We start from the raw sequence: 17,526 nt of genomic DNA on the forward strand, positions 1-17,526 counted from the left end.
CTCTTTGTGGGCCTGTCTTGGTGGAATCCAAGTCAGCCAATCCGTTGATGATCCAAATCCGAAGAGGTACTGGTTTCCGGCAACGCGGCAGGATTATGCCCGATCTCGTCGGCCGGCGGTTCAACCGCGCTCGGGGCGGGTTCGGCGCGGGGCAGGCGGATCGTGACCCGCGCGCCCGTCAACCAGCACACGGCACCCGCTGCCGCCAGCTCGTCGGGCGCAGTCTCACTTAAGGCGGCAGGCTGCCGATTGGTTGCCGTCACCAGCCCGCCGTGCTCCTCCACGATTTTTTTCACGATTGCCAAGCCCAGCCCGGTGCCTTTCGGCCGGGTGGTGGCATAGGGTTCGAACAGACGATCCAGCATGCTCTCCGGGAAGCCCGGCCCATTGTCGAACACCGCCAGCTCGGCAAGACAGAGCGATCCTTCCTGAATCAGCCGGGTCGTGAGTTGCACCCGCGGCTTGACGCCTTCGACCGGCGGCTGCTCCATCAACGCCTGCTGCGCATTGCGGATGAGGTTGTGCAGCACCTGTCGGATCCGCCCGGCATCTGCCCGCACCGGCAGCGCGGGTTCGCTGCGCACCAGCCGCACCGAGACCTCGCTCCCACGGTACAGCTCCACCACTTCGGCCACCAGTTCGGAGAGATCGAGCAACACCGGCGTACTTTGTGGCGTGCGGGCATATTCGGCAAATTCATTGACCATGAATTTCATGGCCTCGACCTGATTGATGATGACCTGCGTCGCGCGATCCAGCATCTGCGCAGGCTCCTCATCCAACGAACCGAGCAATCGCCGCCGCAGCCGCTCGGCCGATAACTGAATGGGCGTCAGGGGATTTTTGATCTCATGCGCCAACCGGCGCGCCACCTCGGACCAGGCGGCATCCCGCTGCGCCTGGATCAGCGTCGTGACATCCTCGAACACCAGGACGAAGCCGTCGCTGAGATCACCCTGCTCGGCGGGCAACGCCGCCGCACGGCTCAGCAAGACCCGCCGCCCGCCATCGCCCATGATCTTCAGCTGAGCCTCGACCGTCGCACCCGGGGTCAACTGGCCTGGTTCCAGCAATGGCGCAAACGCCGCGCACACCGGTTCCAGATGGGGATGCTGCTGACACAGCTCGGTCAGCGTGAGCCGCTCGATGGCCTGCGGCGACACGCTCAACAACGCCGCCACCACGGAATTGCTGCGGCTGATGCGCCCATCCGGCGTCAGCGTCAGCACCGCCGACGACAAGTGCTGGATGACCGTTTCCAGATAATCGCGTTCCTGATCCGCCAGCTCCTGCAACTGCTGCATCACCTGATGCGCCCGGCGCACCCGCGCGGTCATGGTGTTGAACGATTGCACCAGTTGCCCCAGATCATCGCGCCGATCAACCGGCAGCCGGTGGGTGTAATTGCCCTCCGCCACCGCCTTGGTACCCGCCGCCAATTCCCGAATCGGTGCCAGCAGGTTGCGGGCGGCGATAAACGCCAGCCATACCGCCGTCAACAGCGACAGCAATAACGCAAGGGTCAGAGCCAGGGTGAAGGTGCGTTTCAAGGATTTATGCAGAAAAATCAACGACCGGTATTCATTGAACGCGGCCTGAACACTGCCCGACAGTTGATTGGCGCGCGGTGAAATCGAATACAGCGCCTGCAACACCTGTCCGCCGCCATCACCCGTGAGCCCCGCCGTGAGCGGCACCACCACCAGGATCCGCATCGCGCCATCGGCGCCCGGATCAAGCCCAATGTAATCCTTACCGGCTCGGGCATGCGACAGCGCGGTTTCATCGGGGCGCGCCGGTACGATCTGCTGGAGATCATCGGACGCCGAGGCGATGATCAGATTGCGCGCACCGAAGATCGTCATTTCATGCGCGCCGGTCGAACGCCGTACCGAGTTCAAATCCAGCGCAATCAAATCTCCGGAAACGCCCTTGAGTTGATCGGCCGCCCGCAGGGTGTCCGACATGGCCGTGCGCATTTGCCCATCAAACGCCATTTGCGAGAGCGAGAGCGCATCCGACATTGCCTGTTCGACCTGCACATCAAACCAGGAATCGATACCGCGTTGGATAAACGACACCGAGAAATAAAACACGATCAGCACCGGAATGCTGGTGAGCCCGACAAAAGTCAGCACCAGCCGCGCGGTCAGGCGCGCCCCCGGCGTGCCGCGCCGGTAATGCGTCACCAGGCGGATGATGTGCCCGAACACCACGCCCGACAAAAACAGCAACCCCACCGCGCTCGCGCCCAGCAGAGCCAAATAGAGTTTTTCCGGCTGGTTGGCGCGCTGCAACGACTCGGAGACGAGGTACATCAGCACCAGCAGCAGCACGACGACCATCACGCTGACCGGCGGCACCAGTCGGCGAATCAAAAAACCATAGAGCCGCTGCCACTTCATGGCGCGTCCTTCGCCCCATGCGGTACCGACCACAGAAACCAGGGACTGTTGAGCGCCCAACGCGAATCGAACAGGGCCGGAAAACGCAGGGGCAAGGGCAGTTTGTCGATATCGAGCGTCAGGCGGACGCGCCCGATCAACCGATCCGGGGTTTCGATCCGCCGCGCACTGGCCACCGGCCAGGCTCGGATACGCTCCAGCGAGCGGAGGGCGCCCTGCAGTGTGCTGAAGCTGCGCGCCTCATGCTCCAGATCATCGGTCAACAACCAGGTTTTCGACAGGGCGTGATACTCCAGACGAAACCGCCGGTCATCGCTGACGATCACCCGCGGATACAGCCAGTCGCGCGGCGCCTCGATGCGCGCCGATAGCGTCAGGTGAATGGGAATGGCGTTGCGCATCGCCTCGATCATTTCCTGATCGAGCGTGATATTCATCCGCACATCGAGGTAAAGCACCCCCTCACGCACTTCGGCATGCGCGTCGGTGATTTCCGCATCGGAGGCCGCCCAGGCCGTCGCGCCGGGCCATGCCGCGAGCCCCAGGATGACCCAAACGGCAAGCGCTGAATCAATCAGCACTTGCCGAACGCTTTTCCAGCACCGCATAGAAAAAGCCATCATGCCCCCCTGTCACGGGAAACGCCTGGCGACCGAGAAACCGGCCATCCTGCCCCTGCGCCACGCCCCAATCGGCCTCGATCGGCACCGAAACCGCGTCCGGATGTTGCGCCAGAAACTGGGCGATTTGCCCGGCATTTTCCGCCTGCAACACCGAGCAGGTGGCATAGACCAATCGCCCGCCCGGCTTGAGCAAGCGCCATAACACCGCGAGCATCTCGGCCTGACGCTCGATCAAGGGCGCCATATCCTCATCCCGCCGCAAGCGTTTGATATCGGGATGCCGACGGATGACGCCCGTCGCCGAACACGGCACATCAGCCAGAATACGGTCGAACGGCTCGCCATCCCACCAGCTCGACGGCTGGGCGGCATCCCCCACGACCAGCCGGGCGAAAACCCGCGCCCGATCCAGATTTTCCTGCACCCGAGCCAGCCGCGCCGGATCGATATCCAGCGCCGTCAGGGATAAGGGCGACTGCTGTTGCAGCAGCGCCAGCGTCTTGCCCCCCGGCGCACTGCAGGCATCCAGCACGCGCTGACCCGGCGCCAGCGCCATGAGATCGACCACCCACTGTGCCGCCTCATCCTGCACGGACACCAGCCCTTCGGTAAACCCCGGCAAGCGATCGACCTCAACGGGGGATTCCAGCGTGATGCCGTATCGCGAAAAGGGCGTCAATCGATGCGGCAAACCCTCGGCCGCCAATCGTGCCGCATAGGACAAACGGTCACCCGCGATGCGCAAGGTCATGGGTGGATGGCTGGCCATCGCCGCCCCAATCGCCTGGGCGGCTTCGACCCCCCAATCCCCCTGCAAGCGACTAAACAGCCAGGGCGGCAAACAGGCGCCGACCGCGTCGGGAGCCTTCCGTGCCGGCGTTTCCACCTCGGCGCACTCGCGCGCCGCGCGGCGCAACACCGCATTGATCAACCCCGTAGCCCAGGGATGCCCCAATTCCCGCGCCGCCGTCACGGCGGAATTCACGGTTTTTGAGGGATCGCGCCGCGCGCCGCGCAGGCGCTCCAACCCGACCAGCAGCAACAAGGCAACCTGGATGGATTTGGCCGGAATGGGTCGTTCCAGCAACTGATCACGCCAATGCACCAACCACTCGAAATGTCGCAGCGTTTCGAAACTCATGGCCTGAACCAAGGCACGATGCACCGGCTGCGCCTGAGCCAGCACCCGGGTCAACGCCTGATCCAGAGAAACCCCTTGCGAGACGACCTGCAACAGAATCTGCGCAGTTAGCGCTTCCGGAGATCGGCGCGGCAGACTGCGCGGATCCACCCGCGGGGGTCGATCCGGGTCATGCCCGCCGCCCCGCCGCGTGCCCCGCGCGGACGGATTTCGTGTGTTGGCATCAATCAAACTGAACCCCCAACCATTCGCCCTGCCGGGCAAAATCGGCGGCGGCAATCCGTTTGCCTCCGGCTTTCTGACAGACCAGCACCCGCACCCCGCCTTCAGCGGTAGCCACGACAAAGCCCCGTTTATCCACCGCAACCACAGTACCCGGCCGCGCACCCGGCCGCGCATCCGCCTCCTCGGCTTGCCAGACCTTGATCGGCTCGCCCTGCCACTGCATAAAGGCAACCGGCGCCGGATTGAACGCCCGCACCCGCCGAACGATCAGGGCGGCAGACTCACGCCAGTCAATCCGCGCTTCTGCTTTGGTCAACTTGGCCGCATAGGTCGCCAAGGCATCATCCTGCGGAACCCCGACGAGGCTACCGTCCCTGATCCCAGGCAAGGCTGCACACAAAGCCTCCGCGCCTTGCACCGCCAAGCGATCGTGTAGGCTGGCCGCCGTATCGTCCGGCTGAATCGGCATCGAGCGGGTCAAGAGCATATCCCCGGTATCCAAGCCTGCGGCCATTTTCATGATCGTGATGCCGGTTTGCGCATCGCCCGCTTCGATCGCCCGGGCAATCGGCGCCGCGCCCCGCCAGCGCGGCAACAGCGAGGCATGAATGTTCACACAGCCCAAACACGGCGCATCGAGCACGGCTTGCGGCAAAATCAGCCCATAGGCCGCCACCACCATCAAATCCGCCGCACATTGCGCGAGTTCCGCCTGCGCTTCCGCCGCTTTGAGCGTCTCGGGTTGCCGCACCGGCAAGCCCAGTGCGAGCGCCCGCTCCTTGACCGGCGATGGGGTCAAACGCTGTCCGCGACCCGCCGGACGATCGGGTTGGGTATAAACCGCCACGATCTCCACATCCGCGCGCACCGCCAGCGCATCGAGCGCGGGCACGGCAAACGATGGGGTACCGGCATAAATGATCCGCAGCGCCATCAACCCGCTCCCTGCGCGGCATTCAACCGCTGCTGTTTTTCCAGCTTTTTACGGATGCGCTGCCGCTTCAATGGGGACAGATAATCAATGAACAACTTGCCATCCAGATGATCGATTTCGTGCTGGATGCACACCGCCAGCAAACCATCCGCGCTGCGCTCGAAGGTATCTCCGACAAGATTCTGGGCACGCACCCGCACGGCTTGCGCGCGCGGCACCTTGTCATTCACCCCGGGAATCGACAGGCAACCTTCCTCGGATTCGATGTGCCCGCGCGCTTCCAGAATCACCGGATTGATGAATACCAGGGGCTCCGGCGGCTGACCCTCGTCGGCACAATCGGCCACGAAGATGCGGCGGTGCACATCGACCTGCGTCGCGGCCAGCCCCACCCCCCGGGATTGATACATGGTGTCGAACATGCGTGCCGTCAACTCCGCGAGTGACGCATCGAACTGGCTCACCTCATCCGCAACACGGCGCAACCGTTCATCAGGAAATTGCAAAATATCGAGTAATGACATAACCAAATAAAAGCACTCTATATATAGATCAAAATCAATCCATCCCTGGATTGATTCAGTCAACCTCACCGCGAAATGAATTCGCGGCAGTCTCTATGAATCAATGAGTTACATCGTTTCCGCCTTGGGGCATCCATGTCCAAAACAGGAAGCGATGATTTAATCTGCGCTTCCCTGTCGGATCGATCCGCTCCGCCCGGATCCGGATTGAAGAGCAGAAATTAAAGAAAACGGGGTCACGGTTTTACCACACCCAATCGCATTCTATGCAGCCAAAGCCCGGTAGATGCTTTACGCGCCGCGCAAATTCTTTTACAAATAGTCACCTTTGCCGCAACATTGTACGCGAGCAGCGAAGGTGCGCCACGGACTTTCTATCGCAAGTCTGCGTCTGTACCGCCTGATGTTGCCCTCGTTTCCGGCTGAAAACCCAAGGAAGTAGCCCATGAGACTCTCAAAAGGATTCCCCCGCACCGCCACCTTATCGTTCGCTGTCGCCCTGCTGGCTGGCTGCGCAGCGGATCGTCCGCCCGTCAACATTGTCAACGAACCGGCCGCCGCCGATGCCCTGCCCCTCGGCGCAACCCGCGGCCCAGTTGCCGGCACGCTCACGCCTGAGCAAACCAAGGCGCAATTCAAATCCCTGAGCGCGGATGAATACACCGTGAAAAAAGGCGATACGCTCTGGTCGATCGCCAACCACTTTCTGAAAGATCCCTATTACTGGCCGGAAATCTGGTACGACAACCCACAAATCAAAAATCCGCACAAAATCTATCCGGGCGACAAAATCGGCATCATGTACATCGCCGGGCGCCCGCGTCTCGGCATCACCCTGCGTCCGCACATGCGCTACGAAACACTGCCGTCGGAAATCAGCGCCATCCCGCTGGATGCGCTGAAGCCGTTTCTCTCCTACGACCAAATCCTCAGCGAGGCCGCCTTCGAAGCCGCGCCCTATGTGCTGGCCGACCGAAACGAAACCGTCTCCTCCAGCCTGGGCGATGTGATTTACGCGCGCCCGGCACTGACGGGCGATCGGCAAGACTACGCCATCGTCGGCAAAGGGCGTCCGCTGGTCGATCCGGTCACCAAGGAGTTTCTCGGCTATCGTGCAATCTACAAAGGCGAAGCCCAAATTACGGCCGAGGGCGACCCGACCACCCTGCGCATCACCAAGAGCGCACGGGAAATCCTCAAAGGGGATCGACTGTTGCCGGTCGTTCATGCCCCGTTCGATCATGCGGTGACCCCGAGCATCCCCGCCGTGCCGATCGATGCGCAGGTCATTGATATCCCCGATGCCATCACACAGGTAGCAACCTACCAGGTCATCATCATCAACGCGGGCACCCAGAACGGCCTCGTACCCGGCGATTTGCTGCGCATCAGCAAACCCGGCAAGATCGTGAGCGATACCTATACCCAAAATCCGAAAGAGCTCGACAAGAATGCCGAGCCACAAGGCTTTGAAATTCCGAAGCCGCCGCAAGTCAAACTGCCGGATTTCCCGATTGGCACCGCGATGGTGTTCCGCACTTATGACCGCGTGAGCCTGGCTTTGGTGGTGAAAACCAAACGCACCATCCACATTGGCGATCTTGTCCAAACGCCGACTTCGGCCAACTAAAAGCCGCCCCGCGCACCGGGGCAAGCCCGCTCGTGATGCCGACAACCCCAACGCCCGACGACGCCCATCGCCGGGCGTTATTGTCTTTGATCACCTTGCAAGGCATGGGCCCCAAACGCCTGCGCAGCGTGCTGGATGCCTTCGGCGATCCCCTCACCGCGCTCCACGCCTCGACGAACGACTGGCTGGCCGCCGGTTTGCCACGCGCCCTCGCCACCGCCCGCCCCCGGGGAGATGAAGCCCGCGTCGCCGCCATGCTGGACTGGCTGGCCGCCGATCCATCCCACCATCTCATTCTCGCCGGCGACCCCCACTATCCCGCGTTGCTGCACAGCCTGCCCGACGCCCCGGCTGCGCTGTTCGCCCGAGGGGATATTCGCTTGCTGGATGAACCGCAACTCGCCATGGTCGGCGCGCGCAACGCCACCACCGGCGGGCTGAACAATGCCCGCGCCTTTGCCAAACATCTGGCTGCCTGCGGCCTCGTGATTACCAGCGGCCTGGCACTCGGCATCGACGCAGCCGCCCATGACGGCGCACTCCAGGCTCAGGGCGCGACCATTGCCGTCATGGGCACAGGACCCGATCTGATCTATCCCCAGCAAAACCAGCCGCTGGCGCAACGGATTCTCAACACCGGCGGCTTGCTGGTCAGCGAATGGCCGCCCGGCACACCCGCACGCAAGGAACACTTTCCCCGGCGCAACCGGCTGATCAGCGGGCTGGCGGAAGGAGTGCTGGTTGTCGAAGCTGGCCTGCAAAGCGGCTCGCTGATTACCGCCCGCCTCGCCACCGAACAGGGGCGCGAGGTGTTTGCCATCCCCGGCTCGATTCACAACCCTCTGGCGCGGGGTTGCCATCGGTTGATCCGCGATGGCGCCAAGCTCGTCGAAACCGCCCAGGATATTTTTGAGGAACTCGCCCCGCGCCTCGGCGCACGGTTACGATCCGCGCCAGACACCCCGGCACTCGACCCCGTATCCGCCCCAGCGCAGGAGGAGAGCCACGCTCAATTGCTGGCGCTGCTGGGGTTCGATCCGCAAACTGCCGACAGCCTGATTCACGCCAGTGGATTGACCCCCGCCGAAGTTTCCTCCATCCTCCTCATGCTTGAACTGGAGGGGCAGGTCACGACCCTACCGGGTGGGCTGTATTGCCGCACCGCCTGATCTGCCCGATACCGCTGGCCGGCGCTGCCGACCCTTTGCCGAGAGTGCTCATGAAAGAAACCGTCCTTGACCTGTTGATGTATCTGTTTGAAAACCACATGGAAGAGGAACCCCAATTACCGGCCGCCCCGTTGCGGGGGGAGTTGCACCAAAAACTGGTCGTGGCCGGCTTTGATCAAGAAGCCATTCACCGGGCTTTTTCCTGGCTGGATGAAGCGCGCGAGGCGCGCCCGTTCACCGAACTGGCCAATGCCAACACGGGCGAACGCCCCCGCGCCCTGCGTTTTTACGCGCCAGAAGAAGCGGCCATCCTCGATCTTGACGCCCGAGGATTGCTGCTGGAGCTGGAAGAAATCGGCGTGCTCTCGGCAGAAACCCGGGAGACCGTCATCGAACGCGCCCTGGCACTGGGCAAGGATGAAATCGATGTCGAAGACATCAAATGGGTCGTCCTACTCGTCCTGTCCACCCGGCCCGGAGAAGAATCGGCCTTCACATGGATGGAAGACTTCGTATTCGCGGACAGCGGCGAATACATTCATTAATTCTTAGTTCTTTATCCTATGAGCCAAACGCTAGTCATTGTCGAATCGCCTGCCAAAGCCAAAACCATCAAAAAATACCTAGGCAGCGGCTACGAAGTGCTGGCCTCCTACGGGCATGTACGCGATCTTGTGCCCAAAGACGGCGCGGTCGATACCGAACATGATTTTGCGATGCGCTACAGCGTCATCGACAAAAATGCGCGCCATGTCGATGCGATCAAAAAGGCCGTCAAAACCGCCGACACCCTGCTGCTCGCCACCGACCCCGACCGCGAAGGGGAAGCCATCTCCTGGCATTTGCATGAACTGCTGAATGAAGCCGGCCTGCTCAAAAACAAAACCGTGCGGCGCGTCGTGTTCTATGAAATCACCAAAAAGGCCGTGCAAGAAGCGGTGGCCAACCCGCGCGATCTCTCACAACCGCTCATCAATGCACAGCAGGCACGGCGCGCGCTCGACTACCTCGTGGGCTTCAATCTATCGCCCCTGCTCTGGAAAAAAATCAATCCGGGGCTGTCTGCCGGGCGGGTACAAAGCCCGGCGCTGCGGCTGATCGTCGAACGCGAGCAGGAAATCGAAGCGTTTACGCCGCGCGAATATTGGTCGATCACCGCAGACTGCGCCAAGACAAAGCAGGCATTTTCCGCGCGGCTCCTGACGCTGGACGGCGAAAAAGTCGAGCAATTCAGCCTCACCCATGCCGCCGAAGCCGAAGCGGCGCGGGCGCGCCTGCTCGCGGCAGCGCAAGGCCATCTCGCCGTGCGCTCGGTCGAAACCCGTGAGCGCAAACGGCACCCCGCCCCGCCCTTCACCACCTCCACCCTGCAACAGGAGGGCGTGCGCAAGCTCGGACTTTCGTCGTCCCGTGTCATGCGCCTCGCCCAGGAATTGTACGAGGGTGTAGATATTGGCTCTGGTACCGTCGGCTTGATTACCTACATGCGGACCGATTCCGTCACCCTATCGGCAGAAGCCTTGTCTGACATCCGCAGCCACATCGCCGCCAAATATGGCGCGCCCTACCTGCCGGCCTCGCCCGTGGCGTACAAGACCAAATCGAAAAATGCGCAGGAGGCGCACGAGGCTGTCCGCCCCACCAGCATGGCAAACACCCCCGATGCCGTGCGACCGTTCCTGAATCGCGACCAGTTCCGGCTGTATGAAATGATCTTCCGCCGCGCTGTCGCCTCGCAGATGACGCCCGCTGTGTACGATCAGGTTTCGGTCGATCTCGCGGCGGGTGACGCACACGCCTTCCGCGCCACCGGCTCGACGCTCAAGTTTCCCGGCTTCATTGCCCTGTACCGTGAAGACGAAGACGATGCCGCCGCAGAAAGCGACGATGACCGTCGCCTTCCGCCGCTCGCGGTTGGCGATGCCGTCGTGCTGCGCGACATTGCCGCAGAGCAACACTTTACCGAGCCGCCGCCCCGTTTCACCGAGGCCAGTCTGGTCAAATCGCTGGAAGAATACGGCATCGGTCGGCCATCGACCTATGCCAGCATCATCTCCACCTTGCAGGCGCGAGAGTATGTGTTGCTCGATCAACGCCGCTTTCGCCCCACCGATATGGGGCGGGTGGTCAATGGCTTTTTGACCGACTACTTCCGTGACATCGTTGATTACGAATTCACCGCCAGCCTCGAAGACGATCTGGATGCGGTCTCGCGTGGCGAGCGGGACTGGGTTCCGCTGATGCAGGCGTTCTGGCGCCCCTTTGCCGAGCGCGTGCAGCACACCCAGGAAAATGTCAGCCGACAAGAAGCCGCCCAGGGGCGAGAACTCGGTCTCGACCCCAAATCCGGCAAGCCGGTCTCCGTCCGGCTCGGCCGGTTCGGTCCCTTCGCACAGATCGGCACGAAAGACGACCCGGAAAAACCCAAATTCGCCTCGCTCAAGCGCAGCCAGAGCATCGCAACCATCACACTGGACGAAGCCTTGGCACTGTTCGATCTGCCGCGCACACTCGGCACCAGCCCAGAGGGGGAATCTATTGAAGTCGCGATCGGGCGATTCGGCCCCTATGTCAAAGTCGGCAAGCTGTATGCCTCGCTCGCCAAGGACGACGACCCCTACACCATCGACCTGCCACGGGCGTTGGAATTGATCGAAGTCAAGAAGCTCGCCGAACAGAACCGCTATATCACGCAATTCGAGCTTGGGGTGTCGGTGCAAAACGGGCGTTATGGCCCGTACATCACCGATGGCAAAAAGAACGCCAAAATCCCCAAAGATCGCGACCCGAAATCGCTGACGCTCGACGAGTGTCTGGCGCTGCTCGCCGCCGCACCGGAGAAAAAACCGGCGCGCGGCAAAAAGGCCAGCACCAAACCCGAGGCGGAAGCCGCTGAGCCCAAAAAGGCGGCTCGGCGCAAACCTTCGGGCGACACCGCCACCGCAGCCAAACCCGCGACGCGGCGACGCAAGGCGCCGACAACCTAAACGACGCGCATGTCTTCTTCGTTCTTACTCAATCGCGCGGCCTACCTGCTGCGGCACGGTGGCGTCGTGGCCTACCCGACCGAAGCCGTGTTCGGCCTGGGCGCCCACCCCGCGAATGCAGCGGCGGCCGAGCGGATTCTGGCCATCAAACACCGGAGTCGGCACAAGGGCGTGATTTTGCTGGCCGCGCACCGGGATCAACTCACGCACTGGGTTGCCGACCTGCCCGCCGAGGCATGGCAGCAAATCGAATCGGTCTGGCCGGGGCCATTTACCTGGGTATTGCCCGCCCGCGCCGGCACGCCAGACTGGATCACCGGCGGACGAACGGAAATCGCGGTGCGGGTGAGCGCCCATCCCGTCGCGCGCGCGCTGGCGCAAGCCGCAGGCACCGCCATCATCTCGACCAGCGCCAACCCGAGCGGGCATCGCCCCGCGCGCAGCCCGCTGAGCGTCCGTCGCTATTTCCCCCGCGAACTCGATGCCATCCTCAGCGGCCCGGTCGATCCCCGCGCCAACCCCACCCCCATCCGCCATTGGCCGAGCGGGCGCTGGCTACGCCGATAAGGCGCGCGCTTGGTATCATCACGCTCTTTTCGATGGAGTGCGCCCCATGCCGAATATCGCCCCAGTCCGTGACTACCTGATCGACCTGCAAGCGCGTATCGTTGCGGGGTTGGAAGCCTTTGAGCCAGACGCCCGGTTTATTCACGACGACTGGCAACGCCCCGAGGGCGCAACACTCCAGGGCGAAGGACGCGGGCGGATCCTCGAAAATGGCCAAGTATTCGAGCGCGCCGGCATCAACTTTTCCCATGTCCGTGGGCAGCAGCTCCCGCCCTCGGCCACCGCCCATCGCCCCGATCTCGCCGGTGGCAAGTTCGAAGCACTCGGCGTGTCGCTGGTGATTCACCCACGCAACCCGTATGTGCCGACCTCACACGCCAATGTCCGGTTCTTTATTGCCGAAAAACCCGGTGTGACGCCCGTTTGGTGGTTTGGCGGCGGATTTGATCTCACGCCGTACTACGGCTTTACCGAAGACGCCGTGCACTGGCACCAACAGGCGCAAGCCGCCTGCGCGCCCTTTGGCGAAGAAATTTATCCGCGCTTCAAGCGCTGGTGTGATGAATACTTTTGGCTCAAACACCGCGAAGAACCGCGCGGCATTGGCGGGCTGTTCTTCGACGACTGGGGCGCCGATGGCCAGGTAGATTTTGCGGACGCCTTCGCCTTGATGCGCTCGGTCGGCGATCACTACTTGCCGGCCTACGCACCGATCGTCGAACGGCGCAAAGACACGCCGTACGGCGATCGGGAACGCAACTTTCAACGGTACCGGCGCGGGCGCTATGTGGAATTCAACCTGGTTTACGACCGCGGCACGCTGTTCGGCCTGCAATCCGGCGGGCGCACCGAATCGATCTTGATGTCCATGCCGCCAGAGGTGTCGTGGCGCTATCAATGGGCACCCGAACCCGGCAGCCCCGAGGCCGGGCTGTATCAGCATTTCCTGAAAGTTCGCGACTGGCTGGCATAAGCCCGAACCGAGCCTTCAGCCCACCAGTCAAGGGAAGGGTTGCTTATTCCGCGTTGACCAAGGTAACCGACCGGGCAGATTCAATCGGCATCCGCCAATCCTGATAGCGGTTTTTATCCGGCACGAGCCAGCCACGGGCGCGCAGCGTCTTGCCGCGCCAGCGCTGAAAGTCCACGCCAGCAAATGACGGCCAGGCACGCGCGGGAATCTGCAAAGCCACCCGTCCTTCAAGATTGACCCACACGGTTGAGCGGGTTTGATGCACCGACACCACCTGCCCACGCACGATGGCCGCGCCTTGCACATCCGCAGGAATCCCCCGCGCCGTCTCGATGCCCGGTTCATACTCTGCGTTCGCCCAGATCCCACGCCGCGCCGCACGCGCCGTCTGCTCCGTCGCCGTCAGACAATCGGCCAACGCCAGATTGGGCGGCATGTACACCGCCATCGCCAGTCCGTCGGCGAGCAACAACTGCTGAATCGACTGACCGCCGGGCGTATAGAGATACGCCATTTCGCGGCCATAGCGATCGGTGCCCTCCGCGCCCGGCTGCACCCTCAACCGATTGTGACTGCGCGCCAGAATCGCCTGCAACGCCGCACGGCTGGCCTCCCCGAAGGGCTCAGCCGGCGTCGCCGGACGATCGTTATAAGCCGAATGCGCCACCTCGGGCGCATCGATCCCCGCCAGCCGCACCCGGCGCCCATCGCTGAGCTTGACGGTATCCCCATCGTCCACATATGCCACCACCGCAGATTCAGCCGCCGAACCGGGCGCGGGGCATGCCACCTCTGCCCCGGCCAAAGGGCATTGACCCAGGGCAAACCCGACCAGCCATAAAAAAACGCCCCACCGCAACCGGCGAGGCGTTTTTTGCCGAACCCAAGGCAACGCGTCGCGCATTGCCCGATCCATCGGCTTATTTGCGACCGTAACGGTTGCGGAATTTATCAACTTGCTTGGCCGTGCTGGCATCCATCCGCTTACCGGTATAAAACGGGTGGCTGGCAGAAGAAATTTCCACCTTGACCAAGGGATACTCCTGGCCGTCCGTCCATTTGATGGTTTCTTTCGCACGAATGGTCGAGCGCGTCAGCGTCGAGAAATCAGAAGCCAGATCTTGGAAAACGACCGGGCGATAATCAGGATGAATATCAGGTTTCATGGCTTTGGTACCTTGCCTGGCCGATTGGCGACATCCGCCAGCATCGCGCCGTGTTAACGCAAAAATTTTCAGGAGGGCGGATTCTATCGAAAACTAGCCGCCTGCTCAAGCCCATAACGCCCATTCCATATTATTTGGTCATCGCAGCTCATCCCCCTGTGCTAGGGCGCTTTCGCCTGCATTTGACGCGCGAGGTTCTGCAGGGCATTCAGCGCCGGAATGTTCTGCAGCTGCAGTACCTGCTGGGTCGGCGACGGCAAGGTTTGCGGGCAGACGGAAGCAATCCATACCCCGGTTTGAGTGAAGGTTTCGTTGAGAATGGGGGATACCGAATCCGTCATCCGACCGTGACCGGTCATCGTGGCGCGGTGCAAAACGCTGTTGTCGAGAGCAAAAACAAGGGTGACCTGCTGCGTCATCGCGCCCTGCAGCAACGACATCTGCGTACTTAGCCGCACGATGGACTGTTTCCCGGTGTTGACCACCTGATGCGTCACCTCGCCGCTGCGGCTGCCCGGTAAGGGCAGCAGTGCCTGGCCGGAGGAGCCGTCCGCATTCCAGCATTCCATCTGAGTGATTTGAGTATGCCGACCCATCGGGCCGTGTACATCAGAAACCACTCGCCAAAGCCCGGGCGCCACGAATGATTCACCGCGCGCACCCGCCTGCGTCGTTAAAACAGGGAAAAAGCTCAGACAAATCAACCACACAGCAACAGGCAAGCGGCGCATCGCGAACACTCCTTGAGTGAAGATTCTCAGTATAGCCATCGACAAACTGAAACCCGACGCCATGCTCATCAAATCATGCGAGGGGTTACGCGGAATCAGGCGATGAGGGCAGCGTACAGACGATGCACGGCCAACCTTCGAAAAACATCTGCCGCACCACGCAGACCAACAACCGACGCCAAGCCCCTCGTCGACCTAGTCAATCCGTATTGGAGGGATTCAGCGTTCGCGCCACCACCCACCCCCCAACCCAGACCGCACCCGCCGCCTTCAAGGTGGTGGCAACCGCCGCGACGGTGCTGCCGGTGGTCATGACATCATCCACGACGATGACCCGCTCCGGCACCCGGGGCGCGGCCTGAAACGCAGCCTGCAGCGCCCGACGGCGGGCTGATGCGCCTTGGGTGACTTGCGCGGCATCCGCGCGGACTCGGCGCACGAGTTGCGGCATCACCCGCAATCCCGTGTGCCGCGCCAACACATCGGCAAGCAACGCCGCCTGATTGAAGCCCCGTGTCCGTAAGCGAGAGGGGTGTAAGGGCATCGGCAGCAGTACCGCGTCCGTCGGCACAGGGGCGGTTTGGATGCGCTGCAACAACGGTGCGCACAAGGCATTGAGCACCGCCGTATCGTGCCGATACTTCAAGGCATGAATCAGGTGCCGCACTCCCGGCTCAAAGAATTTGCCCGCGAGCGTCGCATCATACGGCGGGGGGTTCCGCAGACAATCCGGGCAAACCACACCCGGCGCAGCGGTCGGCAATGCACAGACCGGGCAAACCGGCGTATCCTCGGGGCGCATCTGCGCCGCGCAGGCCGGACACAGGCCATGACCGCTGGACGAAGGGAGCCCGCAGATGGCACAGGGCGCTGGAATCATCTGGCGCGTTAGGCGGGCAATCCAATTCATGCTATGTTCATCATCCGATGCTAATAGACGGGGGAGAGGCGACATGAACGATCATATCCACGACGAGGGCGAGGCCAAAATCGTCAGCGGTGCCTCCGCACGCAAGGCGGCCAAGTGGTTCAACTACGGCACCCTCGTCGCGATGGCCATTCCGTTACCACTCGCCATTTTCTGGACTGGGATGTCGATGCTGATTTACGCACTCAACCGCCATCATCCAAATCCCAAGGTGGGTTACTACACCCAATGGGCGGCCTACCGCTTTTATGGCGTCGCCGGTGCCGCAGTCGCCGTGGCCATCTTTTTCCCTCCGAGCATGGTTTATTACCTGACCATCTGGGTAATCGCCGCCGTGATTTTGGTGCCTTGGACGCTGTATGATCTTTACAGAATCAACCATGACACTTGGGACGATGTGCTGATTACGCCCGATCATCTGGAAGCACAGCATTCTTGATGCCGGCGGCGCGTGTCCCACCACTGAAGGAAGCCCCGTGACCTCCGCTACGCCAACCTGGACGCTCGCCCGCGTTCTCGCGCTCTTCGAACAACCCTTCAACGACCTGCTGTTTCAAGCCCATACGGTTCATCGGGCGCATTTCGATCCGAACGCGGTACAGGTCAGCACCCTGCTTTCGATCAAGACCGGCGCCTGCCCGGAAGACTGCGCCTACTGCGCGCAAAGCAGCAAATACGAAACCGGATTGGAGCGCGAACGGCTGTTACCGCTGGACGAAGTCCGCGCTGCTGCCCTGCGCGCCCGGGAAACCGGCGCGACCCGCTTCTGCATGGGCGCGGCCTGGCGCAACCCGACCGATAAGCAACTGGACAAAGTCATCGACATGATTGGCGTGGTCAAGGATCTCGGCATGGAAGCCTGCGTCACCCTCGGCATGCTCACCGCGCCGCAAGCCAAGCGCCTGAAAGATGCCGGGCTCGACTACTACAACCACAATATCGACACCTCGCCGGAGTTTTATGGCGAAGTCATCAGCACCCGCCGCTTCGAAGACCGGCTCGACACCCTCGCGCATGTGCGTGACAGCGGCATCAATGTCTGCTCTGGCGGCATTCTCGGCATGGGCGAATCGCGGCAGGATCGCGCCTCCTTCCTGCTGTCGCTGGCCAACCTGCCGCGGCCTCCGGAATCTGTGCCGCTGAATATGCTGGTGCGAATTCCCGGCACGCCGATGGCTGAAATTCCCAGCCTCGACCCGATCGAATTCATCCGCACCGTCGCCGTCGCGCGCATCCTGATGCCGACTTCGCATGTACGGCTCTCCGCGGGTCGGGAAGGCATGACCGACGAGGCGCAAGCCTGGTGCTTCTTCGCGGGCGCAAACAGCATTTTCTACGGCGACAAATTGCTCACCACCGACAACGCCGACCAGAACCACGACCGCGCCCTGTTCGACAAACTCGGCATTCATCCCCTGATCCCGGCCGGTTTTACCCCGGACACGGATGACGACGAGGATGTCACCAGCCCGATGGGCGGCTGCGGCGGCGCATGCGGGCACAGCCACCACGCGCATCTCTGA

The 17,526-nt window shown here is 62.2% G+C and carries 17 protein-coding genes; 8 read left to right on the forward strand and 9 right to left on the reverse strand.

Going from position 1 to position 17,526, the window contains the following annotated elements; all coding sequences use genetic code 11:
* Positions 1-32: 32 nt before the first annotated feature.
* From VOI35_RS08740 to def, 5 genes are read right to left on the reverse strand one after another with little or no spacing between them, the layout of a single operon-like run.
* Entirely contained in the window at positions 33-2,405 is a 2,373-nt protein-coding gene (locus tag VOI35_RS08740; protein ID WP_407275668.1) for an ATP-binding protein, read from the reverse strand.
* Positions 2,402-2,986, reverse strand: coding sequence for a DUF4390 domain-containing protein (locus VOI35_RS08745; RefSeq protein ID WP_407275669.1), 585 nt, complete (start codon positions 2,984-2,986; stop codon positions 2,402-2,404). The genes VOI35_RS08740 and VOI35_RS08745 overlap by 4 nt, the downstream gene beginning before the upstream one ends.
* Positions 2,976-4,400 (reverse strand): 16S rRNA (cytosine(967)-C(5))-methyltransferase RsmB, encoded by a 1,425-nt coding sequence (gene rsmB / locus VOI35_RS08750; RefSeq protein ID WP_407275670.1) that lies wholly within the window; start codon positions 4,398-4,400, stop codon positions 2,976-2,978. Before rsmB ends, VOI35_RS08745 begins: the two co-directional genes overlap by 11 nt.
* Positions 4,393-5,328, reverse strand: coding sequence for a methionyl-tRNA formyltransferase (gene fmt / locus VOI35_RS08755; protein ID WP_407275671.1), 936 nt, complete (start codon positions 5,326-5,328; stop codon positions 4,393-4,395). Before fmt ends, rsmB begins: the two co-directional genes overlap by 8 nt.
* Positions 5,328-5,852, reverse strand: a complete 525-nt coding sequence (gene def / locus VOI35_RS08760; protein WP_407275672.1) for a peptide deformylase — start codon at positions 5,850-5,852, stop codon at positions 5,328-5,330. Before def ends, fmt begins: the two co-directional genes overlap by 1 nt.
* A gap of 445 nt (positions 5,853-6,297) precedes the next feature.
* Between def and VOI35_RS08765 the strand changes: the two genes are divergently transcribed.
* Genes VOI35_RS08765 through hemF form a run of 6 tightly spaced genes read left to right on the forward strand, consistent with a single transcriptional unit; the run spans position 6,298 to position 13,178 of the window.
* Positions 6,298-7,482: a LysM peptidoglycan-binding domain-containing protein gene (locus tag VOI35_RS08765; RefSeq protein WP_407275673.1), complete on the forward strand. Its 1,185-nt coding sequence runs from the start codon at positions 6,298-6,300 to the stop codon at positions 7,480-7,482.
* A 35-nt stretch (positions 7,483-7,517) separates the two neighbouring features.
* Positions 7,518-8,651 carry a DNA-processing protein DprA gene (gene dprA, locus VOI35_RS08770; protein ID WP_407276823.1) on the forward strand — a complete coding sequence of 378 codons (1,134 nt, stop codon included), beginning with the start codon at positions 7,518-7,520 and terminating at the stop codon, positions 8,649-8,651.
* A 50-nt stretch (positions 8,652-8,701) separates the two neighbouring features.
* Positions 8,702-9,196 (forward strand): DUF494 domain-containing protein, encoded by a 495-nt coding sequence (locus VOI35_RS08775; RefSeq protein WP_407275674.1) that lies wholly within the window; start codon positions 8,702-8,704, stop codon positions 9,194-9,196.
* 18 nt (positions 9,197-9,214) lie between these two features.
* Positions 9,215-11,638, forward strand: a complete 2,424-nt coding sequence (locus VOI35_RS08780) for a DNA topoisomerase I (protein ID WP_407275675.1) — start codon at positions 9,215-9,217, stop codon at positions 11,636-11,638.
* A gap of 9 nt (positions 11,639-11,647) precedes the next feature.
* Entirely contained in the window at positions 11,648-12,205 is a 558-nt protein-coding gene (locus VOI35_RS08785; RefSeq protein WP_407275676.1) for an L-threonylcarbamoyladenylate synthase, read from the forward strand.
* A gap of 46 nt (positions 12,206-12,251) precedes the next feature.
* Entirely contained in the window at positions 12,252-13,178 is a 927-nt protein-coding gene (gene hemF / locus VOI35_RS08790; protein WP_407275677.1) for an oxygen-dependent coproporphyrinogen oxidase, read from the forward strand.
* A 43-nt stretch (positions 13,179-13,221) separates the two neighbouring features.
* Here hemF and VOI35_RS08795 read toward each other — a convergent pair whose 3' ends face one another.
* The 4 genes from VOI35_RS08795 to VOI35_RS08810 all read right to left on the reverse strand — a co-directional run bounded on the left by VOI35_RS08795 (position 13,222) and on the right by VOI35_RS08810 (position 15,985).
* Positions 13,222-14,082: a thermonuclease family protein gene (locus tag VOI35_RS08795; protein ID WP_407275678.1), complete on the reverse strand. Its 861-nt coding sequence runs from the start codon at positions 14,080-14,082 to the stop codon at positions 13,222-13,224.
* Between the two features lie 16 nt (positions 14,083-14,098).
* The gene (locus VOI35_RS08800) at positions 14,099-14,344 is read right to left on the reverse strand and encodes a type B 50S ribosomal protein L31 (protein WP_407275679.1); all 246 of its coding nucleotides are present in this window, start codon (positions 14,342-14,344) and stop codon (positions 14,099-14,101) included.
* Between the two features lie 161 nt (positions 14,345-14,505).
* Positions 14,506-15,075 carry a hypothetical protein gene (locus VOI35_RS08805; protein ID WP_407275680.1) on the reverse strand — a complete coding sequence of 190 codons (570 nt, stop codon included), beginning with the start codon at positions 15,073-15,075 and terminating at the stop codon, positions 14,506-14,508.
* A gap of 199 nt (positions 15,076-15,274) precedes the next feature.
* Positions 15,275-15,985, reverse strand: coding sequence for a ComF family protein (locus tag VOI35_RS08810; RefSeq protein ID WP_407275681.1), 711 nt, complete (start codon positions 15,983-15,985; stop codon positions 15,275-15,277).
* A 43-nt stretch (positions 15,986-16,028) separates the two neighbouring features.
* On the opposite strand from VOI35_RS08810, the gene VOI35_RS08815 reads away from it, so the two are divergent.
* A complete protein-coding gene (locus tag VOI35_RS08815) occupies positions 16,029-16,442 on the forward strand; it encodes a hypothetical protein (protein WP_407275682.1) in 414 nt (137 codons plus the stop codon).
* Positions 16,443-16,479: 37 nt separating this feature from the next.
* Entirely contained in the window at positions 16,480-17,526 is a 1,047-nt protein-coding gene (gene bioB / locus VOI35_RS08820) for a biotin synthase BioB (protein WP_407275683.1), read from the forward strand.

The organism is Halothiobacillus sp. DCM-1, assembly GCF_045689735.1.
GTDB lineage: Bacteria > Pseudomonadota > Gammaproteobacteria > Halothiobacillales > Halothiobacillaceae > Halothiobacillus.